General features: G+C 55.1%; 20 protein-coding genes. 9 read left to right on the forward strand and 11 right to left on the reverse strand.

Annotation, left to right across the window (positions count from 1 at the left end; genetic code table 11):
- Window positions 1-28 precede the first annotated feature (28 nt).
- From PLD04_06030 to PLD04_06050, 5 genes are read left to right on the forward strand one after another with little or no spacing between them, the layout of a single operon-like run.
- Window positions 29-1,993, forward strand: coding sequence for a S8 family serine peptidase (locus PLD04_06030; GenBank protein HXK67883.1), 1,965 nt, complete (start codon window positions 29-31; stop codon window positions 1,991-1,993).
- A gap of 21 nt (window positions 1,994-2,014) precedes the next feature.
- Window positions 2,015-2,866, forward strand: coding sequence for a hypothetical protein (locus PLD04_06035; protein ID HXK67884.1), 852 nt, complete (start codon window positions 2,015-2,017; stop codon window positions 2,864-2,866).
- Between the two features lie 40 nt (window positions 2,867-2,906).
- The gene (locus PLD04_06040) at window positions 2,907-3,896 is read left to right on the forward strand and encodes an ABC transporter ATP-binding protein (protein HXK67885.1); all 990 of its coding nucleotides are present in this window, start codon (window positions 2,907-2,909) and stop codon (window positions 3,894-3,896) included.
- Entirely contained in the window at window positions 3,889-4,830 is a 942-nt protein-coding gene (locus PLD04_06045) for an ABC transporter ATP-binding protein (protein ID HXK67886.1), read from the forward strand. Before PLD04_06040 ends, PLD04_06045 begins: the two co-directional genes overlap by 8 nt.
- 45 nt (window positions 4,831-4,875) lie before the next feature.
- Window positions 4,876-6,480 (forward strand): TolC family protein, encoded by a 1,605-nt coding sequence (locus PLD04_06050; protein HXK67887.1) that lies wholly within the window; start codon window positions 4,876-4,878, stop codon window positions 6,478-6,480.
- On the opposite strand, the gene PLD04_06055 is transcribed toward PLD04_06050, so the two are convergent.
- Window positions 6,469-7,203 carry a hypothetical protein gene (locus tag PLD04_06055; GenBank protein HXK67888.1) on the reverse strand — a complete coding sequence of 245 codons (735 nt, stop codon included), beginning with the start codon at window positions 7,201-7,203 and terminating at the stop codon, window positions 6,469-6,471. The two genes, PLD04_06050 and PLD04_06055, sit on opposite strands and share 12 nt — an antisense overlap.
- 73 nt (window positions 7,204-7,276) lie before the next feature.
- On the opposite strand from PLD04_06055, the gene PLD04_06060 reads away from it, so the two are divergent.
- Window positions 7,277-8,530 carry a DUF1015 domain-containing protein gene (locus tag PLD04_06060; protein ID HXK67889.1) on the forward strand — a complete coding sequence of 418 codons (1,254 nt, stop codon included), beginning with the start codon at window positions 7,277-7,279 and terminating at the stop codon, window positions 8,528-8,530.
- Window positions 8,531-8,547: 17 nt separating this feature from the next.
- Here PLD04_06060 and PLD04_06065 read toward each other — a convergent pair whose 3' ends face one another.
- Complete coding sequence (locus PLD04_06065; GenBank protein HXK67890.1) at window positions 8,548-9,123, reverse strand: hypothetical protein; 576 nt, start codon at window positions 9,121-9,123, stop codon at window positions 8,548-8,550.
- A 53-nt stretch (window positions 9,124-9,176) separates the two neighbouring features.
- Here PLD04_06065 and PLD04_06070 point away from each other — a divergent pair, with 53 nt between their 5' ends.
- From PLD04_06070 to PLD04_06080, 3 genes are read left to right on the forward strand one after another with little or no spacing between them, the layout of a single operon-like run.
- Window positions 9,177-10,895 carry a hypothetical protein gene (locus PLD04_06070; protein ID HXK67891.1) on the forward strand — a complete coding sequence of 573 codons (1,719 nt, stop codon included), beginning with the start codon at window positions 9,177-9,179 and terminating at the stop codon, window positions 10,893-10,895.
- A gap of 33 nt (window positions 10,896-10,928) precedes the next feature.
- Window positions 10,929-11,906: a VWA domain-containing protein gene (locus PLD04_06075; protein ID HXK67892.1), complete on the forward strand. Its 978-nt coding sequence runs from the start codon at window positions 10,929-10,931 to the stop codon at window positions 11,904-11,906.
- Complete coding sequence (locus PLD04_06080; GenBank protein HXK67893.1) at window positions 11,903-12,697, forward strand: biotin/lipoate A/B protein ligase family protein; 795 nt, start codon at window positions 11,903-11,905, stop codon at window positions 12,695-12,697. Before PLD04_06075 ends, PLD04_06080 begins: the two co-directional genes overlap by 4 nt.
- 3 nt (window positions 12,698-12,700) lie before the next feature.
- Here PLD04_06080 and PLD04_06085 read toward each other — a convergent pair whose 3' ends face one another.
- The 9 genes from PLD04_06085 to nuoL all read right to left on the reverse strand — a co-directional run bounded on the left by PLD04_06085 (window position 12,701) and on the right by nuoL (window position 21,266).
- Window positions 12,701-13,759, reverse strand: coding sequence for an Mrp/NBP35 family ATP-binding protein (locus PLD04_06085; GenBank protein HXK67894.1), 1,059 nt, complete (start codon window positions 13,757-13,759; stop codon window positions 12,701-12,703).
- Entirely contained in the window at window positions 13,759-14,064 is a 306-nt protein-coding gene (locus tag PLD04_06090; GenBank protein ID HXK67895.1) for an iron-sulfur cluster assembly protein, read from the reverse strand. The genes PLD04_06085 and PLD04_06090 overlap by 1 nt, the downstream gene beginning before the upstream one ends.
- Before the next feature lie 186 nt (window positions 14,065-14,250).
- On the reverse strand, window positions 14,251-14,409 hold the full coding sequence (locus tag PLD04_06095; GenBank protein HXK67896.1) for a hypothetical protein: 159 nt from the start codon (window positions 14,407-14,409) through the stop codon (window positions 14,251-14,253).
- Window positions 14,406-15,341 (reverse strand): SH3 domain-containing protein, encoded by a 936-nt coding sequence (locus tag PLD04_06100; GenBank protein HXK67897.1) that lies wholly within the window; start codon window positions 15,339-15,341, stop codon window positions 14,406-14,408. The genes PLD04_06095 and PLD04_06100 overlap by 4 nt, the downstream gene beginning before the upstream one ends.
- A 153-nt stretch (window positions 15,342-15,494) precedes the next feature.
- Window positions 15,495-15,692, reverse strand: coding sequence for a hypothetical protein (locus PLD04_06105; protein HXK67898.1), 198 nt, complete (start codon window positions 15,690-15,692; stop codon window positions 15,495-15,497).
- A gap of 105 nt (window positions 15,693-15,797) precedes the next feature.
- On the reverse strand, window positions 15,798-16,457 hold the full coding sequence (locus PLD04_06110) for a redox-sensing transcriptional repressor Rex (GenBank protein ID HXK67899.1): 660 nt from the start codon (window positions 16,455-16,457) through the stop codon (window positions 15,798-15,800).
- On the reverse strand, window positions 16,458-17,855 hold the full coding sequence (locus PLD04_06115) for an NADH-quinone oxidoreductase subunit N (protein ID HXK67900.1): 1,398 nt from the start codon (window positions 17,853-17,855) through the stop codon (window positions 16,458-16,460). It abuts the gene before it with no gap.
- A complete protein-coding gene (locus tag PLD04_06120; protein HXK67901.1) occupies window positions 17,852-19,351 on the reverse strand; it encodes an NADH-quinone oxidoreductase subunit M in 1,500 nt (499 codons plus the stop codon). The genes PLD04_06115 and PLD04_06120 overlap by 4 nt, the downstream gene beginning before the upstream one ends.
- A 1-nt stretch (window position 19,352) precedes the next feature.
- Window positions 19,353-21,266: an NADH-quinone oxidoreductase subunit L gene (gene nuoL / locus PLD04_06125; GenBank protein HXK67902.1), complete on the reverse strand. Its 1,914-nt coding sequence runs from the start codon at window positions 21,264-21,266 to the stop codon at window positions 19,353-19,355.

The raw sequence follows: 21,266 nt of genomic DNA on the forward strand, positions 1-21,266 counted from the left end.
GCGCCTCCTGGTCTGTATTCTAGCATACATGAATACCCTCCTACTCTTTGCCGTAGTGTCTGTCTTTGTCCAACCCTGCGCTGACCGTGACATGTACGTGGAAAAATATGGCGGGCAGCCCTATGGAAAGTGCATGATCCTCTACCAGGACAATGAACTCCCCCTTTCTCTCAAGCAAACCTTTTCCACCACATGGGTCAAACCCAAGACAACCCACTCCTGGTTTGAAGGGGAATACATGCAGATGGACCAGGTCCAGAATATCCTGGGCATGCTGGGCCAGGGCATGAACGTGGAAATCATGGACGGCGGGACCGCCGACCTCTCCAACCAGGAACTTTCCGGACACGCGCAGAACCTGGACGCGACAGGGTCCGACCCGCACGCCACTTCCACGACAGGAATTGTCGTCGCCCAGGGGGCCACCAATGCCCAGTACAAGGGAATGGCGCCGGGAGCCTACGCCTACGTCCGGGATTACAACGGAGACATCTTTTCCGAAAAGGAAATGGACTTCCCGGCCTACAATATCGCCGCCGACAACAACTCCTGGGGATATGTCCTTGGCTGGACCTGGGGATCGAAGAATAAACCCCAGTTCTATTGCTACAACTCTTCGGAGTATGTCGCGGACGGATTCGGGGACTATGACAACTACGCTAAGGAGATGGACAACCTGATTCTCCCGATTGGATCGGAGCCGTTAAAGACCGTCGTTGTCTTTTCTTCCGGGAACGATCGCGGAGAGATCTATTCTCCCGCGATTTATGGAGGCCATAACCACTGTTACTGCCCTGATTCTACAAGCCGCTGCGACTCCGCCCTCCATACCGATGAACACGATCCTGACCCCGATTACGGTTCGGTGGGCAACCTCTCCTGCTCCAAGAATGCCCTCGTGGTCGGCGCCATGTACAAAGACACCATGACAAATAAATACAGGCTTGTAAGTTTTTCATCCTCCGGTCCCTGCAACAACGGCGTAATGAAACCCGATTTCGTAGCGCCAGGAAAGGATATTTCCACCATCGGCTATGCCGGGTATGTCGACGGCACCTCCTTTGCGGCTCCTTACATCACCGGCATTTCCGCCGTCGTTTCGCAGAAGTGGCAGGAAATCTGGGGGGAGCTGGCCGATGTATCGATCGTCCGGGGCTTCCTGGCCCAGACGGCAGAGGATCTTGAAAACCCGGGACCTGACTACCATTTTGGCTACGGCCTTCCCCAGGTACGGGACGCCATCGAACTGATGGATCTCACCGATCACTACACTCAGGGCAGGGTCGATAGCGACATGACCCAGAGTTACACGATTACCAAAAATGATTCCGACCCTCTCCGGTGTACCCTCTCCTGGCTCGATTACGGCGGTTTCTATCTCTCCTCCGACCTGGACCTCTCCATTGTTTCGGGATCGACAACCTACTATCCCTACCTTCTTGATCCCAATAATCCATCCTTTCCCGCCACGACGGGGACGGACCATCAGAACGTTTCCGAACAGGTCGATGTCTGTGCCACCCCTCCCTGTTCCTCCACTCCGCCCGGGACTTACACCGTCAACGTCTTTGCCAACTGGCCGATCTTTACCGACGGAGGCCATCCCTATCTCCTGATCTGCAGCCATTCCATCGGGGGCGGCGGAGAAGCCTGTAATGGAGCCGGGGAACCCAACAATTCCTTATCCCAGGCCTATTACATCCTATACAGCGGTGCTTACCAGACCGATCTCTGTCCCGACGGGGATGTGGACTACTACACCTTCGACCACTTTGCCGACGGGCCGATGACCCTGACCCTGACCGGCGGGACCCTCGACGTCACGCTCACGACGCTGAACGGTAACCCGGTGGACTCGGGGACCTCCATCAGTCAGCCCAACCTTGCCCGGGGTTCCTACGTGATCAAGGTTGCATCTCCGACCGGAACCAAGGTAAACTATTCGATGTCGCTTTTGAAACAGGACTACGCCCACCGGCGCCCTGTATCTTGACCATCTTCAGGGAGGATGTACATGAAAAAATTATTATTTACGCTTCTTGCTCTTTCAATTGTTAGCACGGCATTCGGAGTATTCCGGACTGCCGAGGCTGTCATCGTTCCGGCAGCCGCCAGAACCGCCGGTGCCGGTGGAACCAACTGGCAGACCGACATTACGATCTATAATCCCAACAACTTTGATGTCTATCTGACACTCTGGTACATTCCCTCCGGCCTGACCGGCGGGTACCAGGAACTCGCCCTGACCGATCCCCTCGGAGCCGGGGAGAGCACAACGATCAGTGATATTATCGGTTACTTCGCCGAATCGGGATCGGGTGCCCTCTTTATATGGGGCCAGGACGCCGGTGATTTCGATGCAGACATCATTGCCACATCCCGAACCTGGACCCCGGACCCTGGCGATGCCAGCAAAGCCTACGGCCAGGGCATCCCGGGCCTTCCCTGGTACTACTTTGCCGATCCCAACTACGCGGCGGAGGGCATGGACCATCTGCTCATCTTCGATCTGGAGAACACGACCACTTTTCGGACCAACGTTGGAATCCTGAATGTCTCCGACAGCGTGACCGAGACGATCCAGGTGGAGATCCTGGACGGTGCCGGTAACGTCTACGGGCCCCTGGAATACACGATGGGCCCCCTCTCCCAGTTTCAACAGGGCAACATTCTCAACCAGCTGGGCCTGACCGGATCGGGCTTCATGGCCCGCGTATCGATCAAGTCCGGATCGGTTGTGGGTAATGGAGTACCCGCCGTCATGGCCTACGGCTCCAAGGTACATAACGTGAGCGGAGACCCGACCTACCTCGAGGCCGCCTTCTCGGTCCGACCGGATATCGACTGCATCTGGCCGACCAACTGATCCGCACCGACGTATTGACCATGGAGAGCGTCCGACCCGTGTGCCGGACGCTCTTTTCTTTCCCATGATCGACCCGACCCCCCTTCTCCGTATCGACGGCCTCACCCTTCATGCTTCCCATGCACTTCTGGAAGAAGTCGATCTGACTCTTCAGCCGGGAGAGGTTCTGGCCCTTGTCGGAGAATCCGGGAGCGGAAAGAGCATGACAGCCCATGCCGTCATGGGCCTTCTGCCACCCGGAATTCGAGTTACGGCCGGATCGATCGAGCTGAAAGGGGAGGATGTAACCCGTGTGGATGAGGCGCGCTGGCGTCAGATCCGGGGCCGCACCGTCTCCATGGTTTTTCAGGAATCGATGAGCGCCCTCAACCCCGTCCTTTCCATCGGCACCCAGCTGGCTGAAATTTTTCGCCAGAGAGAAGACCTGGGAAAGAGAGAGGCCCTGTCCCGCTCCCGGGATGCACTGGCCGGGGTCCGGATCCACGATGCTGAGGGCACGCTTCGGCTCTTTCCTCACGAACTCTCCGGCGGAATGCGTCAGCGGGTCATGATCGCGATGGCCCTGGCAGCGCATCCCGATCTCTTGATCGCCGACGAGCCGACCACAGCCCTGGATGTCACCGTGCAGACGGAGATCCTCCACCTCCTTATGGATGCAAAGAAAAGCCTCGGCTTTGCCCTTCTCTTTATCACCCATGATCTTTCCCTTGTCGCCCACATCGCCGACCGGGTCGCCGTTCTCTATGCCGGAATGGTGATGGAGGAGGGTGCCACGGAGCAGGTGATCCATCACCCCGCCCACCCCTATACGCGGGCCCTTCTCCGTTCCCGTCCATCATCTGCAACAAGGGGCAGGCCCCTTCCCACCATTCCCGGTAATGTACCCTCTCCGTCCGAAAGGCCACCCGGCTGTCCCTTCGGTCCCCGATGCGAAGAATCCGAACCGCGATGCTCGGAACACCTTCCTTTGCTGGTATCGCTTCAGGACGGCGCCTGCCGCTGTATCCATGCGGAGAACCAAAGTGGCTGACGCGATCCTTTCCGGTCACAATCTTTACGTCTCCCGAGGGGGCCGATCCATCCTCCAGGATGTCTCTTTCTCGCTTGTACAGGGAAAGACGCTGGGCTTTGTGGGTGAATCGGGAAGCGGGAAGACGACTCTGGCCCTGACCTCGGTCGGTCTCCTCTCCTCCGAACAGGGAGAGGTACGGTACAAAGGCCGAAGCCTGTCCCGTCTGAAGGGACAGGATCTTAAGGATTTTCGACGCACGGTCCAGTATGTCTTTCAGGATCCCTTTGCCTCCCTCGATCCCCTGCAGACCGTACGTTCCATCCTTCAGGAACCCCTGTTCATCCACAGGGTTGACCGGAAGGAGGCAGCCGGGAGGATCCGGCAAACGCTGGAGGAAGTGGGGCTGGGCGAGTGGATTCTGGACCGGCTTCCCCACCAGATCTCAGGAGGACAGCGTCAGAGAGTCGCCCTGGCAAGAGCCCTGGTTCTGGATCCCGACATCCTGGTTCTGGATGAACCGGTGGCCGCACTCGATGTCAGCATTCAGGCACAGGTTCTCAATCTTCTCCAGGATCTCATTCAGCGGCGATCGCTTTCCCTTCTCTTCATTGCTCACGATCTTCACCTTGTCCATCTCTTTTGTGACAGAGCCCTGGTCATGTACAGAGGACTGGTGGTGGAAGAGGGTCACGTGACGGATCTCTTTGCCCGACCGAATCACCCCTATACGCGCCTGCTTCTTCAATCTGTTCTGAGCGGTATTCCCGGTGAGCCCCTTCCTGAAATCTCTCCGGTGGACTCTGAAGAGATTCTCCCGGATTCGGGATGCCCCTTTGCTCCTCGATGTAACCGGAGAATCGATATCTGTAAGCAACGCGTTCCGCCTGCTGAGAACCGGGACGGGGTTGCATTTCGCTGTTTTCGTCCGGAAAATGAACCTAAACGGTCCTGATTGCGTACTATTGCTGTAGTGTGTCTTTTGAAAGAGGAGGTATCCATGTTTCGAACGATCGGTATTGCTATTCTGACTCTGTCCACCGCCCTGTTTGCCCAGGAGATGTCCCTGCAGGACTGCCTGAACCGGGCTCTGAAAAATAATCTGGATATCCAGATCCAGGCCCTTGACACACAGATGAGCGGGGAAAATGTTCGCTCTTCGATGGGGATCTTTGACCCGGTCCTATCCGCTCGATACTCCGAAGACTCCAATACCAGTCCCTCGGTCTGGGAACTTCAGGGTGCCCAGGTCTTTAAATCGGAAGGGAAGGATGGAAGTTTTTCGATCAGCCAGCTTATCCCTTCGGGAGGTTCCGTTTCCCTGTCCTATCAGGCAAACCGGTCGGAAAACAACTCCACCTTCTATACCGTCAATCCCTCCTTTACAGGCTCCCTTTCACTGGGATTCAGCCAGTCCCTTCTTCAGGGGTTCGGAACCGATGTCACCCGGTACCGGATCACCCTGAATGAACAGGCCCACTCGACATCCCGGGAGCAGCTCCGCTATCAGATCATGTCCACAATTCTCGCCGTGGAAAAGGCCTACTGGGACCTTCACTATGCCCTGGCGGACCTGGAGGTGAAGAAGGTCGATCTCGAACTGGCCCGGGAGCTTCTGGAAGACACCCAGAAGCGCATCGATCTGGGAACCCAGGCTCCCATCGACATCTACCAGGCCCAGGTGGGGGTGGCCACCCGGGAAGAGCAGATCATTCTGGCTCAAAATACCGTAGCCGCCGCTCAGGATCACCTGAAAAATCTTCTGAACGTTACCGATCCCAAAGAGTGGGACCAGGAAATCATTCCCATCGAGGAGGTTGAAACCAGCGATCTCGAGTTTGACCTCAACGAAAGCTATGAAGAGGCCCTTACGCTCCGCCCCGATGTCCGGATCAAGCATCTGGACTTTGAAGCGAAAAAGAACGACTATCTCGTGGCAAGGAACAACCTCCTTCCCAGCCTGGACCTCAACGTGAATTACTGGTACGCAGGCTCCGGTGGAGACACAATCATCAGGGATCCAAACTCGGGAGAGGTTCTCGAAATCATTCCGGGAGGTCTTTCCGACGCCAACGAACAGGTTCTGGACCGCGACTATGGAAACTGGACCGCAGCATTGACCTTCTCCATGCCGATCGGGAACCGGGACGCCCGTGCAAAACGAACGATTGCCGAACTCACACTGGACCGTGCCGATAAAGAAATGGAGCAGCTTCGCCAGGCGGTATTTCTGGAAATCCGAAACGCTCTCAGAAACCTGGCGACCGCCAGACAATCGATGGAAGCCGCCCGGGTCAGTCGAGTCCTGGCGGAAAAAAACCTGGATGCCGAGAGAAAAAAGTACGACAACGGAATGACAACGTCTTTCCAGGTTCTTGAGGTCGAAGCCGATCTTTCCGATGCCAAAACCCGGGAAATCATGGCGCGGATCAATGTGCGCAAGGCGATTGCCGACTTCCACTTTTCCGTGGGGAACCTGGCCGACTACGAAAACCTGGACATCGTGGAAAGTAATGCCCCGCAATACGGTCAGCCTCAGAAACGGATCCCGGTCTTCTCTTACGGGTGGTGGATCCGTAACGACAGCAGACTTTCAGCTCCCTGAGGGGGTTTCCGGCTCGCCCACGCGGACGATGGAGCCACGAATCAGCTCGTTGTCCGCAAGGGGGCGAAACCGGTACCGATAGGCGTACCGGTCTTTCCGCTGGACGAGGCTTGTTGAAAGCAGGATGTAATGTCGTTCACCGTATTCCACAACCTGGACATCGGACCATGGCTTCAGCTCGGAAGAATAGAGGTCGATCCCGCGATCCGGGTTCTTTTCATCTGTCACGATCTCATCAGACGTTTGCGGTCCGATCTTCCGTTTTAGACGAAAAGAATGGAACCCTTCTTGTCCTGTGGTCCAGATTTGATCCACCATCCAGAGAGGAAAGATGCCCAGATGCCTCCCGGTAAAGGATGCCTCAAGAGCACGGACGATCCCTTCCAGGAAGAAATAGAGCAGAATCCAGCTCTGGGGCTTTAAGAAAAAGGCAAGGTAACCGAAGGCGCCAATTCCGAAGAGTTCACCGTACGTCGTCGAATCCTTCGTAACAACGTAGTCGTATCCGGAAGTTGAAATAAATCCCTCCACATGAGCAATCAGACCTGCGAAAAGGAGCCCTGCCCCGGCGCATGCTTCCAGGACACCGGAAAGGGCATGGGCCGGTGCGGATGAAAAGGAAGACAGGGGATCCTTCATTTTCCACCGTTCAGGAAGGAAAGAGATGAAAAAGGCCAGAAAAGAGTGGACCACCCAGCGGGCCATGGCAATCAGATCCTCCATGGAGTTATTATACAGAGACTTTGGCTGTTTCTGATCTATTGACAACCAGCGGGTGACTTTATAGGATAGGTCCATGTCTACAATCAAACCCTTCAGGGCATTGCGCCCCCGGAAAGACCTCGCGGAGCGTGTCGCCGCACCTCCCTATGACGTCGTGAATACGAAGACAGCCATGAAGATGGCCGAAGGCAACCCATTGAGCTTTCTCCGGATCGCACGAGCGGAAATCGACCTTCCTCCGGGAACCGATCTCTATGATGCGTCCGTTTACGCCATGGCGGGGGAGAACCTGCAGCGCCTGGTCAGGGATGGGATCATGGTTCAGGATCCAACGCCCTGTCTCTACCTCTACCGCCAGACCATGGACGGAAGGACCCAGCTGGGGCTGGTCACCCTGGTCTCCGCCGTCGAGTACGATGAGGGAAAGATCAAGATCCACGAAAAGACCCTGAAGCGGAAGGAAGATGACCGGGTAAACTACATTCTGGGAACCCGGGCCCATAACGAACCCGTATTCCTCTCCTTTCGAGCCACAGAGACCCTTCGGACGCTGATGCAGGATCCGACTAAACAGGAACCGGAATACGACTTCACGACCGACGATCAGTTCGGCAGGGTGCGCCACGAGTTCTGGGTTGTGGATGATGAGAATGCGATCAAAGCCATTTCCGATGCATTTTCCACACTGCCCGCCCTCTATGTCGCCGACGGACATCACCGTTCCGCATCGGCCTGGAGAGTCTGGAAACAGCTGAAATCGGAAAATCCGAACCACACCGGGCAGGAAGAATATAACTTTTTCATGGCGGTTGTCTTTCCCCATGATGAACTCTTTATCTACGACTACAACCGTGTGATTCGAGACCTGGGCGGACTTTCCCCTGAGAAATTTTTCGAAAAAGCATGCCAGTCCTTTACGGTTTCCACACCCTTTCCGAGTCGAAAGCCCGCACAAAAACATGAATTTGGCATGTACATGGATGGAACCTGGCACCTTCTGACCGCCCGTCCCGGATCATTTGACGGGAACGACCCCTACCAGCGACTCGATGTGTCCATCATCCATGAAAACCTGATTCAGCCGGTCCTCGGAATTGACGACCCCAAAACCAATCCGAGAATCGATTTTGTCGGGGGAATCCTTGGGATGGACGAGCTGGAACGCCTTGTTGACAGCGGAGAGTTCACACTCGCCATCAGTATTTTTCCTACGAGCCTGGAGGATGTCTTTGATGTGGCGGACCGGAACATGACCATGCCGCCAAAATCGACCTGGTTTGAACCAAAATTGAGGAGCGGCCTTTTCGTCCACCCTCTGGACAGCTGACGTAGGGCTGATTTTTCCTATTCTGACCAGGAGCCTTCGTATACGCAGGCGTTGGCTCCCTGGATGACACACTCGCTGTGAACGAGATGGATATCCTTTCCTCCGCTCAATTCCAGGGTTCGCTCCATCCAGCCTGCAAGGTCAAAGCAGAAAGCCCGGCTGATGGGGTGGAAATCCCGCACGGTAGCCTTGGCGCCCCGGTTGTCCAACGACTGAACGTCAAGTTTTCCCACACTGTAATACCGGTTCCAGAGCATACCTGAAAGTGAGAGCAACCGGCGGGGCCCTCCGACTTTCATAAAGATCTTGTGAATCGTCGTAAGCTCAAATTCCGCCGTAAACCTTCCAATCTGCCAGCACAGGCTCAGGTCACCCCGGCCGAGAACCCTGTCAACTGCCTCGTAGAAACGGACCTGATACTCGAAGGGATACCACTCGGAAGGCACAACCCGCGAGGCCAGAAGAGAAGCCAGATCCCCGTCCAGAACGTCCAGAACCCGTTTCAGAGCTTCATCCCCATGGCGATCAACGACGTACGCTAACGCACCTTTCAGCGTGTAGCCCTTGGAACGTATTCCACCCTTGTCTGCCATACCCGGAGTGTACCACATGGAGCCCGTCTCCCGCCATGGTAAACTGATCTTACATGGTATTCCGCATCTTTTTCCTGCTTTCCTTTTTCTTTTTTTCCTTCCCTGCATTGTCGGAGGATGGCTGGATTTTCACCACAAGAGACCTTCTCTCACACTGGTCCTCGGAAAATGAAATCCGATGGGAACTCCCCCTGACGCGCGAAGAATGCTTTGAGGGACGATGGAGCAATCTTGAAGGGGACACTGCTGAACCGTTCCGCTGGATCCTTGACCGATCTGTCGGCATAAAGGTTCCGTCTTCCAATGAATCCTGGACCCATGTTTCACTTCGTCTGCGGGCCTTTCAACCGCGACAGGTCGTGACCATCTCTCTCCATGGAGGGGAATCGAGATCTTTCCCTCTGGACACGACATGGCAATGGATCACCCTCGAATGCCCGCCGACAAAAGAGGCCGTCTTGACCTTTCGATTTACCCGATTGTGGTCTCCATCTGAAGTGGATCCGGAAAGCAATGATCGTCGGTTTCTCGCCGCCGCCCTTTCCAGGGTGCTCATCTCCAGGGGTAATCCCTCGAGTCTGAATCCCTCCTTTTCATGGAAAGGAGATCAGCTGTACCTCAATCCTGGTGCAGCCATCCACGGCATCCTTCCCCTGCCTGAGAACTTCACCTGGACATTTACCACGAATTCCCCCCTGGATCTCTCCGCACGACAGTTCCACACGACTCTTTCGGGATCCACCGTTGTGAGACGAAAGCTCATGGGAGAAACCTATCCCCTTGTCCGAATCGCAAACCCTTCACCAGACAGGACAGCCATCCTTACCGTCTCCGGCCAGTGGACGCGGACAGACCGTAAAAAGGGGAATCGAATCTATATGTTTTTCGGTCGGGGGATCCAGGAGAGCGATCTCTTTTCCCTGACGCATATTCGTTCAGACTATCAACTCTCGTGGATCGAGGCATCCGTGGCAGAGGATGCCTTTGGTTACATTGCAGAAGGATCGGACCTGGCTCCTCACACCATGCCTCCCCTTCCCATCCTCCTTCTCCCCGCCGGATTTTTCCCTGCCGTTGTCCCCTGTCCTGCAATGAAAACCTTCAGCCAAAAGGATGAACCTTCCGAATACAGCCCAAACCTGATTCAAATCGACCTTGGGGACCTATCCTCATCCTTTTTTGACCTTCCCCGAATTTCACAGACACGGTTCTGGATGGAGAATAACGGCCCCCTCTTTCTCACCCCGGAAGGAGCCCTGACCCTGAATGTCGTCGTAAATCCGGGAGAAAACACTTTCATCCTTCAAAGGGAAGACCCGACGGGGTTTGTGGATGCCTTTGTCGTGAACCGTGCGGAAATCCAATCGGCTCAGGTCGCAACCCTTACCCTTTCCGACGGGTGGATGGAGTCAGGCACGCGGAAAATGCTGCTCCGAAGGGGAAAGATCACCGTGATCTCATCGGAAAGAGAAGCTCACACAGCGACGATATGTCTGCGTGGGGTCGAAAGGATTCATCCATCCCGGCGGGAATCGATTCGAAGGGAGCGGCTGAACGACCTTGAACAGACTCTTCTAACCCTGAAATCGAAACAGACAAAAGCAGACAACCTCTGGATCTTCCTCTTTCTTGGAGAAGCCGAAACATCCAGGTACCTCTATATGTGCCGGGGTCCAGCCGATACATCTGACATCGGGAACCTGGCCCGGACGATCGCGACATTTCTTCAGATGGACGAGAGAGATCTTCCTCCCCGTTTTTTTCCCCGTTGAAATGGTGTGCGCCTTCATTTTGTTATCAAAGGTATGAACACCCTACTTCTTTTTCTCGCTCTGGCCATGCCCCAATTCACCGACACCGTCTCCGTGCATCTTGCCACGGTCGACGCTGTCGTCACAGACCATTCCGGCCACCAGATCCTTGGATTGACTCCGGATGATTTCACCCTCCTCGTCGACGGCGAACCGGTGGAGATCAACTCTCTGGAGTATTACTCCACACGCCATCCCATTGTGGCGGACCCATCTTTTCGCCCTGAACCTCTGCCCGGGCGTCAATTTGTGATTCTGATTCAAAAACAGATAGACGGATCGGATTTTTCCAGAATGAAGCAGGTTCAGAGGGACCTGGAATCGTTCCTGAACTCCCGGTTCCGGGACGGAGACACGGCGGCGATCTTTACTTTCAAAAGCAGGCTCCTCTGCCTGAGTGACTTTACGGGAAGCCGTGATGCCCTCCTCCAGACCGTCCAGGACCGATTCCTGACCGACCAGGCCATCGACATGCCCGACTGGGTGGCTCCCCCGGAGGAACTGAACGCCCAGCTCTTCATCGACGGTCTGGAATCGCTCACTCTTGCCCTGGAACGGATCGATGGCAGGAAAGACATGGTCCTCTTCTCTTACGGGTTCGGGAAGCTCAATTTTGCATCCATCGGGCGCCCCATCGGGGACTATTCAACCACCCGGCAGTTCGATCGCCTGATCGAGGAGTTAAACAGCGCCAATACAGCGGTCTACATCCTGGATCTTCACCGCGGTGCGGGACACACTATGGAGGCCATGCTGTCGACCGTTGCGGATCGGACAGGCGGAACCTACTATCCATACGGGGAACACTTCCTCTCCTCTCTCAAGGAAATCGAAAAATCCACCGGAGGCTATTACCTCCTCACCTATTACACCCGTACAAAAGCGGATGAGGAGCCCCGCTACCGATCTATTGAAGTCCGTTTGGCCAACCCGACCTTCCGGGTCGTGGCACGGGAGGGAATCCAGTATTGAATTCCGGACGGGATCCCTCTCCGCCTTCTGAGGAGTCTGGACCCGTCCTCCTCTGCTCCCATGCACTCGGAAACGATCCGGCGCTGGATCTGACAACAGAGGAAATCTTTCTTTCCGCGGGAGCCAGCGCCCTTTTCATCTATCGCTGGAACCGGCCCGTTCTTGTCCTTGGCTACGGTCAGGAAACCGGCGATGTCGATCTCGAGTTCTGCCGGAGCAGGAAAATTCCGGTTCTAAGGCGAATTTCCGGAGGGACAGGTGTCTTTCACAATGGGGACCTCTCGATTTCCCTCTCCCTTCCTCCGAACCATTCGTGGGCTTCTACCATCGGATCCCTCTACGCACGGTTTGTTGAAGTCCTTTTTTCCACCCTGAACCCGAGAGTCGCCCACCTCTCCCCGTCAGAAGGCTCCGATTCCTCCTCCACGGTGAGGTCTCCCATCTGTTTTGAAGACTACCGGTCCGAGACAATTCTCATTGGAGGAAAGAAGGCCATTGGCTGTGCCCAGGCCCGCCGGAAGAGCGGGACGCTTATTCACGGCACGCTGCTCCTCCATCAGGATCCAGCCCTGTACGCCAGAGTATTTGGTGTTCGGGAAGAACGGGTTGCCCGGTCCATCGCCCCCATCCCCCTGGAAGAAAATGAAATCCCTGATCTGATCAAAGATCTGACAGGTGCATTTTCCGACGCTCTTCAAATTCCCTGCCGATCCATGGATCCACCCGAAATTCCTGAAGAATTAAAAACCCGATACCTCTCCGTCCGCTGGAATCCCCTCTTTGAAGCCTGAACCTTATTCTTGCGATCCGTTCAATTCCCGGATCACATTCCGGGCCAATGTCTGAAAGGCGATAGCCGCCGGAGAATCCGGAGCGATCATCACCAGGGGTGTGCCCTCGTCTCCGGACGGTGGAAGGGCCGGGTCGATAGGGATTTCCGCCAGGAGCGGTACATCGAGTTCTTCCCCTGTTCGGCGGCCTCCGCCCTGACGAAAAATCGGCGTCATCTCACCGCAATGGGGGCATACAAAGGTACTCATGTTTTCCACGATTCCCAGGACGGGGATCGATAGGCGTCGAAACATCTGAAGTCCCTTTCGGGCGTCCACGAGAGCGACATCCTGAGGGGTGGTCACAATGACGACCCCGGAGAGGGGCAGCGTCTGACAGAGCGTAAGCTGGGCATCGCCCGTCCCGGGAGGCAGGTCGATCACGAGAGCGTCCAGATTTCCCCACGCGACGTCTTTAATGAACTGTTCAATGGCCTTCATGACCATGAGTCCCCGCCAGATCACGGGGGAGTCGGAATCCGTGAGAAATCCGATGGACATGACCTGGATGCCATTTGCCTCCACAGGGAGGATCTTCTTTTCTTCATTCGCGTAGAGCTTTCCCTCCCGGATTCCCAGCATGATCTGCTGGGATGGACCGTAGATGTCGGCGTCCAGCATTCCGACCTTCCATCCCAGGGATTTCAGGGCGCAGGCGAGGTTTGTGGCAACGGTAGATTTTCCCACCCCTCCCTTTCCGGATGCAACAGCAATCTTATATCGAATCTGCTTGAGAAGATCACCCTCGGGATGGATAGGTCCCTGCTTCTGTGTCTGCGGTTTTTGCAGGTCCACGTCGACGGTGACGGTTTCCACCCCATCCAGGCCGGTCAGAACCTCCGTTATGCTTTCTGAAAGTTCCCGGTCCACGTTTTCCCGTTCGGAGGTCAGCTCCAGTCGGACATGGATCGCTGATCCCTCCGTGTGTATCTCCTTCACAAACCCGAAGGAGACGATGTCACGTGTCAAACCGGGGAAGGAAACGGTCTGTAAAGCCTGCAGAATCCTGTCTTTTTCAACCATCAGAGACTCCATCCCAGACGTTTCCGGGCTTCGAGCGAGGCCATGGACCGGGACCAGGGGGGATCCCAGACGATCTCCACAATGATCTCTTCGAATCCACTTCTCTGTAACGATTCTTCCACCATCTTCCTGATCTGGCTGTGGAGAGGGCATCCCCGTGTTGTGAGCGTCATTTGAATTCGCACGGAGGCTCCCTCGACATGGACACCGTAGATCAGGCCCAGATCGACAATATTGACCGGAATTTCCGGATCCATGACCGTGGATAGAATCTCCATAACTTTATCCTGCTGAAGTTGCGTCATCGTACACGTCCTCCTATCCATGTACAAACGGCAATGGGGATCACTTTCTTCCCGACCCGCCCTTCTCTTTCCGGATAGAATTCCCCATTTCCATAAATTTTTCATGCAATACATTTGTAAGAACTGAAACCCGGATGTAGCCGTGTGTCTGCAAATTCCAGGTCCAGCGACCAACCTGTTTTATGGTCAGAACTGCAGGACGAGGGTCAGAAGGCCGGCAAGGCTCCGAAATCCGTCCTGGACAAAGTCGGGAAGGACCGGACGTGACACGGCCCTTGTCAGAACAAGGGCCGTGCACAAAAGCGAACCGAGGAGAAGGAGAGAGGCTCCCAGTCGACGTCTCACTCGAGATCTTTCTCCTTCCGTTTCAGTTCACCTCGTTTCAGCTCGTCCACCTTCAACGTCGGGGTGATCGTACCCTTCTGCTGGGGAACCGGTGGACGCGTAGTTCGATCCATCACGTTGATCTGAACCGGAACGTTGATCTTTGCATAGTTTTTATCACTCGTAAAAACGGTGAGTGAACCCTGAAGGTCAAGGTCATCTTTGACCTCTCCCGTGTAATGCAAAAGAATCTGGTAGGATGATCCTTCCCGGATGGTCTTCCTTTCAATCTCCAGAGAAGGCACGTCCGTTGTCACATTTTCCACGGTAAAATCGGTGGCATCATGCTTGTTGACCGTTACGGCATAGGTGGTTCCAGGATAGACTGGGTCCACACCTCCGTCTTCGATCCAACCTTCCCCTACTCCGGGGATCCAGATCTTATACCAGCCGTCGCGGGTTTCGCGGACATTCAATGTCGTGCCCGGCTCAGCCACATGAATGACTTCGGCGTCAGCCTGCGGTTCCTTGTGAATGCTGACTTTTACATCCTTCACCCTGGCCTGATAGGCCTGGGTCCGAATGGTCATGCGGACCTGGTTGGGAATCGCGGAGACAAGCGGGTTCATTCGGACGAAGGCGTCGACAACCAGAAGAGGCATATCGGGAACGTCGGTCTTGATGGTGATCTTACTGCTCAGATTTCCCGTTGGAGCATCGGGCTTCACTTTCAGGGAAAGAGTGGCCGTCTGTCCCTCTGTAATGGCTGTACCCCATGCCGGATCGGAGGATACCTCCATATAATCCGGTTTCGCTTCAAGTCCCAGAAGTTTGAAGGTCTTTCCATCCGTGTGCTTGACCGTGACGGTCTGATCTCCACCCTTTGTTTCGTACCCTGTGAAACTCACGCGCTCCGGGACCAGGGTGAATACGGTTTTGATGGTCGCCTTCATGGTGAGTGTCGTCACGGGAAGTTTGGTGTCATTGGTTTCGACCCGTATGGTTTTGGATATGGGGCCGGAATAGTGGTCTGTCTTTACCTGGGCATGGATCTTTCCCTCCCCACCGGGGGGGATTTCCCGGTCAAACCGGGTGACTGCGCATCCTCACCCGGGTTTCGCGGAGAGAATCTTCAAGACCGCGGTCCCAGAATTTTTCACAAGAAAATCATGCTCCACAACCGTGCCTTTCATGACGATTCCGGCATCAAAGCTTGTCTGATCGATCGTCATACTCGGGGCACTGTCCTGTGCCATCAGCATAAATGCCGAAAGGAGGAGCAGGAGAAAAAAGATCCGTTTCATGGTGCCTCCTATTGAGATACAGAGGGTATTCTACCACAGGCCGCATTTCAACCCTTGCGACTCTGTCTCTGTTTGTACGAATCTCGAGAGGGTAGTGTTGGGACCCTATTTTTTCTTCCGGCGACTCCCGGTATCGTGAATCAGATAGTACGAAAGAGTCTCCAGGAAGATCTTCATGTCTACATATTCAAGGCGTACCCCGATCTTTTCCTGGATCCGCTTGGGGGCGAAATTCAGGATCGCCTTGATCCCCAGGGAAGTGAGCCGATCATACACATCCTGCGCACTTTCGGGATGAACCGCGATGACACCGATGTCGGCTCCGGTTTCCTGGATAATGTCCTTAAGATGAACGACATCCTTGATTTCCATCTTCTTTCGGGTCACGTGACCGATCTTTTTCGGATCCGTGTCAAAAAGCCCTACGACCTTGAACCCACCGGTGTTGAATCCCTTGAATCCGGCGATCGCCTGCCCCAGATGGCCGGCTCCGACAATGACGACGGAGTGCTCGACCGTGAGACCCAGAATCCTCTGCAGATGTTCACGGAGAAGCGGGACATTGTATCCGACTCCCCTGACCCCGAATTCTCCGAAATAGGCGAGGTCCTTCCGAATCTGAGCCGAATTGAGGTGAAACCGTCGTGCCAGCTCCTGCGATGAAACGGTAGAAGTCCCTTCGTCCTCAAGGGTAATCAGACACCGCAGGTAGAGGCTGAGTCGATTGATGGTTACATCGGAAATGTTTTGTAATTTTGTGTTCATTTACCATCCCCCCAGGAATGTACCGGCAATGTTTTGCGCCATGATCAGAAGCCGATCCGGGAAAACACCAAAAAATAGTAAAAAGAGCAGAGCGGTAAGGGAAGCAAAACCGACCCGCCAGTCCCCCGCCGGGAGATCCCGGTCTTCCGGAGATTTCATATAAAGGTAATAGACCACACGAATGTAATAGTAGATGGAAATGATGGAATTCAGAATCCCGATGAATACAAGCCCGGTGTAATGGGCGTTCAAGCCAGCCTTGAAGAGAGCGAACTTGGCCATAAAGCCCGCAAAGGGTGGAATTCCGGTCAGCGAGAAGAGGCAGGCCGCCAGAACAAAGGCGGAAAAAGGCCTGGAAAACCCCAGCCCGCCAAAATCACGGAGCGTGTGGGGCTCTTCTTCGCCGCGCCCGAGAAAACCGATCAGGGCAAAGGCGGTCAGGGTCATGACAACGTAAACGGGGAGATAGAAGAAAATGGCCGTGTAGGCTTCCGAAGTCCCCGCAACCACACCGATCAGCAGGTAGCCCATATGTGCAATACCCGAATAGGCCAGCATCCGCTTGACATCCCGCTGGGCCAGCGCCACCAGGTTTCCCATGATCATTGTGAGAATGCAGACAGCGCCCAGGATTTTGATGGGCACATCCCCCCCTGCCAGGGTGAAGAGCCGGATGAAAACCACAATTGCGGCCACTTTGGGCAGCGTGGAAAGGTAGGTTGTAACCGGTGAGGCCGAACCCTGGTAAACATCCGGAGCCCATCCGTGAACGGGAAAGACAGCCATCTTGAAGGCAAAGGCCGCAAGGAGGAAGAAGATGACGATGGTGAAGGTCGTCCCGTCGGACGGAATTTTCAGGATCAGGATATTCCCGGTGAGACCGTAATAAAAGGCCGCACCAAAGATGAGAATGGCCGAAGCGAAGGCCCCCATGAGAAAGTATTTCAGGGATGCTTCCGGGGCGACATCGGTGTCCCGGTAATAGGCCGTCAGGACATAGAGGCATACGGAGAGAAGCTCAAGGCCTATGAGGACGGACAGCAGGTTGGAACCTCGAACCATCCAGATCATCCCGACGGTCCCCCACAGGATAAGGGTGTAGAACTCTCCGCGGACGACACCGTCCCGCTTTAATAGGGCGGGGGCAAAGAGGATGGCGAGAAAGGTGCCCGCGATCAGCAGAGTATTGAGCCCCTGTGTAGCCAGAGAGGTATGGATGGAATCCATAAAGAACGAACCCGGGGCCTGGTTCCATTCCGCCCACCCGGAGAGGACGGTTCCAGCCAGGGCCAGGATCCATGCACCGGGCCTCAGGCGTTTGGCAAAGGCTTCCAGCAGAAGCATCAGAAGCCCGGTGACAATCAGGATAATTTCGGGGAAGAGGGACATGGGGTTCATGGAGCCACCCATAACTGATAATTCTTCAGAAATTCCTGTACTGCCGGTTCAATTCTGGAAAGGAAGGTGGAAGGATATACGCCGATCCACACGATAAAAATACCCAGGATCAGAACACAGATGATCTCACGAATCGAAAGATCCTGAAGTCCTTCGAGGGTTGCGGTGTTCACGGCGCCAAAAAAGACCTTTCGAACCAGGTAAAGAAGGTATACGGCGGCAAAAATAACGCCCGACGTTGCGATGATCGTTGCAGTCTTAAAGACGGGGAAGGCCCCTGCCAGTACAAGGAACTCACCGATAAATCCATTCAGTCCGGGGAGTCCCACCGAGGAGAGCGTGACCAGGAGGAAGAGCGCAAAGAAGACGGGCATGACCGCAGCCAGACCTCCATAATCTTCCATCATCCGGGTATGGGTACGATCGTAAATAAAACCAACCATAAGGAAGAGCGCCCCGGTGGAGAGCCCGTGGTTCACCATCTGAATCACACTTCCGGTAACCCCGAGGGAGGTCATGGCAAAGAGTCCCAGCATGACAAAACCAAGATGAGCCACGGAGGAATAGGCAACAAGCTTTTTCACATCCTTCTGGGCAAAGGACACCCAGGCACCATACGTGATTCCGACCACCGCCAGCACGACGAGCCAGGGGAGGGAGGCGGTATACGCCCGTGGAAACAAGGGGATGGCGAACCGGATAAATCCGTAGGAACCCAGTTTCAGCAGAACACCGGCCAGGATAATGGAACCGCCGGCAGGAGCCTCGACATGGGCATCGGGCAGCCAGGTGTGGACCGGGACAAGGGGAACCTTGATCCCGAAGGCAAGAGCAAAGGCCAGAAAACAGAGCATGGCTGCCCCGGTGGGGAGGTCTCCGTTGACATAGTCAGCCAGCTGAAAGGTGAGAATTCCCGTGGCGGCATGGTGCTGAACCACGAGGTACAGGATGGCGAAAAACATCAGAAAGGATCCAACGGCTGTGAATAGGAAAAACTTCACCGCGGCATAGATCCTGCGTTTTCCTCCCCAAACCCCGATGATGAGGTACATCGGAATCAGGAGAAGTTCCCAGAAGATATAGAAGAGAAAGAGATCCAGTGCGGAAAAGGCGCCGATTACGGCTGCTTCCAGCACCAGGAAAGCCACATGGTAGGCACGCACGTGAGTGGAAATGGAGCGCCAGCCAGCGAGAATCACCACCGGGAGCAACAGAGCCGTCAGAATGATGAGAAGGAGTGAAATTCCATCGACCGCAAGGTGGTAATGGACATTAAATTTCGAAATCCAAAGGAGGTTTTCTTCAAACTGGAACGAAGCGTTTGGTTCAAAGCGAAGAAAGAGTACAACCCCGGCTGCAAAAACCACGACACTGACCAGCAGGGAAAAGATACGCTGGGCGGTCTCGGATGTCCGCGGGAAAAAGAGGAGGAGAAAGGCTCCGGCAAGGGGAGCAAAGATCATGAAGGAGAGAATGGGCACACCGAAAAAGGTCACATCATCCTCCAAGGAAAAAGATCCAGATTACAGCCACGAGGGCCATGAAGAGGCCCAGGGCGTAATTCCGGACGTTACCGGTCTGGAAAAATCTCAGGATATCCCCGAACAGCTGGACAAAGAACCCGGTGAGATTGACCGTACCGTCGACGAGGAGGGTATCGATAACAAAAGAGCAGAAATCGGCCAGCTTCCGGAAGGGGCGGATTATGATCATCACGTAGAATTCATCCACGTAATACTTGTGAAAAACCACACTGTGAATACCCGGATGACGACGGACAAATCCCTTCACCTTTGTCCAGTCGGAATCTTTGAGATAGAGGGCCCGTGCGGTTAATATCCCGGCCAGAGCCACGGCGACAGAGAGGAAAATCAATACAATCTCCTCCCCGTGGGTCAGGTGCCCGGCATGTGCGATGTGACCATGAATCTCAGGGATGACCGGATCCAGGTAATGCTCGATTCGGTTCAGGGATCCGGGAATCCCGATCAGTCCCCCGACAATGGAGAGGATCCCGAGAACGATAAGAGGTATCGTCATGGATCGGGGTGATTCATGGGGGTGGGCCGAACCGCGGTAATCGCCATAGAAGGCAACAAAGACGGCCCGGAACATGTAGAAGGCCGTAATGAAGGCTCCCGCCAGGCCGAGACCGTAGAGGGTGAAGATCCAGGGAGAATGTTTCGCCGCCATAAAGACCGAGGCCAGAATACCGTCTTTGGAGAAAAACCCCGCGAAAGGCGGAATTCCCGAGATGGCCAGGGTTGCCGCCATGAAGGTCCAGAAGGTCGTGGGCATCTTCTTTCGAAGTCCGCCCATTTCAAAGATATCGTTCGTATGGCAGGCATGGATCATGGAGCCCGATCCCAGGAAGAGGCAGGCCTTGAAGAAGGCGTGGGTCAGTACGTGGAACATCGCGTACACGTACGCGCCCACTCCTGCGGCAAGGAACATGTACCCCAGCTGCGAGATGGTCGAGTAGGCCAGGATCTTCTTGATGTCCCGCTGCGCCACCCCCATCGTCGCCGCAAAAAAGGCCGTCACCCCTCCGACGATCGCCACAACGGCCATGGCTGTCGGAGAGAGGCGGAAGATGACGTTGCACCGCGTCACCATGTAGACGCCCGCGGTGACCATCGTGGCCGCATGGATCAGGGCCGAGACCGGCGTGGGACCCGCCATGGCGTCCGGCAGCCAGACGTAGAGGGGTAGCTGTGCGCTCTTGCCCGTCGCCCCGATAAAGAGGCAGAGACCGATGATCGTTGCGACGGGTGCATACACTTCCGGCTCAGCCAGGGCCTTTCCAAAAACTTCTCCAAAGGTCAGGGATCCGAAGGCGCCCATGATCGTGAAGATGGCAAGCAGAAAGCCGAAGTCTCCAATCCGATTCACGATAAAGGCCTTCATACCTGAATCGGCAGGCCAGGTTTCCTTGAAGAAGAAACCGATGAGGAGATAGGAACAGAGCCCTACACCTTCCCATCCGACGAACATCAGGAGGAAGTTGTCCGCCAGGATCAGGATCAGCATGGCCACCATGAAGAGATTGAGATAGGCAAAAAACCGGCTGTATCCCGGGTCGTCATGCATGTACCCGATGGAATAGATATGAATCAGGAATCCGACGAAGGTTACAAAACCGAGCATCAGGATGCTGAGGGCATCGATCTGAAACGCAAAGGATACGTGGAGACCCTTCAGTGAAATCCAGGGAAAGAATTCAACCGTGCGCGTGGATCCGTTGAAGTGGGTGAGGTATTGAACCACAACTCCGAGGGCATAGAGAGTGGCCAGCCCGACGCTTCCACATCCTACCCAGGAGACAAACCGTTTTCCAAGTCTGGCTCCGAAAAGGGCATTCAGCAGAAAACCGGCAAGGGGAAGGGCGGGAATTAACCAGAGGGGACCCAT

This window comes from Thermoanaerobaculia bacterium, from assembly GCA_035593605.1.
Taxonomy (GTDB): domain Bacteria; phylum Acidobacteriota; class Thermoanaerobaculia; order UBA2201; family DAOSWS01; genus DAOSWS01.

What these genes read in the sequence shown, in the direction of transcription:
- PLD04_06030 (HXK67883.1), top strand. Translation starts at nt 29, where the DNA reads ATGAATACCCTCCTACTCTTTGCCGTAGTGTCTGTCTTTGTCCAACCC.
- PLD04_06035 (HXK67884.1), top strand. Translation starts at nt 2,015, where the DNA reads ATGAAAAAATTATTATTTACGCTTCTTGCTCTTTCAATTGTTAGCACG.
- PLD04_06050 (HXK67887.1), top strand. Translation starts at nt 4,876, where the DNA reads ATGTTTCGAACGATCGGTATTGCTATTCTGACTCTGTCCACCGCCCTG.
- PLD04_06055 (HXK67888.1), bottom strand. Translation starts at nt 7,203, where the DNA reads ATGGAGGATCTGATTGCCATGGCCCGCTGGGTGGTCCACTCTTTTCTG.
- PLD04_06060 (HXK67889.1), top strand. Translation starts at nt 7,277, where the DNA reads ATGTCTACAATCAAACCCTTCAGGGCATTGCGCCCCCGGAAAGACCTC.
- PLD04_06065 (HXK67890.1), bottom strand. Translation starts at nt 9,123, where the DNA reads ATGGCAGACAAGGGTGGAATACGTTCCAAGGGCTACACGCTGAAAGGT.
- PLD04_06070 (HXK67891.1), top strand. Translation starts at nt 9,177, where the DNA reads ATGGTATTCCGCATCTTTTTCCTGCTTTCCTTTTTCTTTTTTTCCTTC.
- PLD04_06075 (HXK67892.1), top strand. Translation starts at nt 10,929, where the DNA reads ATGAACACCCTACTTCTTTTTCTCGCTCTGGCCATGCCCCAATTCACC.
- PLD04_06085 (HXK67894.1), bottom strand. Translation starts at nt 13,759, where the DNA reads ATGGTTGAAAAAGACAGGATTCTGCAGGCTTTACAGACCGTTTCCTTC.
- PLD04_06090 (HXK67895.1), bottom strand. Translation starts at nt 14,064, where the DNA reads ATGACGCAACTTCAGCAGGATAAAGTTATGGAGATTCTATCCACGGTC.
- PLD04_06100 (HXK67897.1), bottom strand. Translation starts at nt 15,341, where the DNA reads ATGAAGGCGACCATCAAAACCGTATTCACCCTGGTCCCGGAGCGCGTG.
- PLD04_06105 (HXK67898.1), bottom strand. Translation starts at nt 15,692, where the DNA reads ATGAAACGGATCTTTTTTCTCCTGCTCCTCCTTTCGGCATTTATGCTG.
- PLD04_06110 (HXK67899.1), bottom strand. Translation starts at nt 16,457, where the DNA reads ATGAACACAAAATTACAAAACATTTCCGATGTAACCATCAATCGACTC.
- PLD04_06115 (HXK67900.1), bottom strand. Translation starts at nt 17,855, where the DNA reads ATGAACCCCATGTCCCTCTTCCCCGAAATTATCCTGATTGTCACCGGG.
- nuoL (HXK67902.1), bottom strand. Translation starts at nt 21,266, where the DNA reads ATGGGTCCCCTCTGGTTAATTCCCGCCCTTCCCCTTGCCGGTTTTCTG.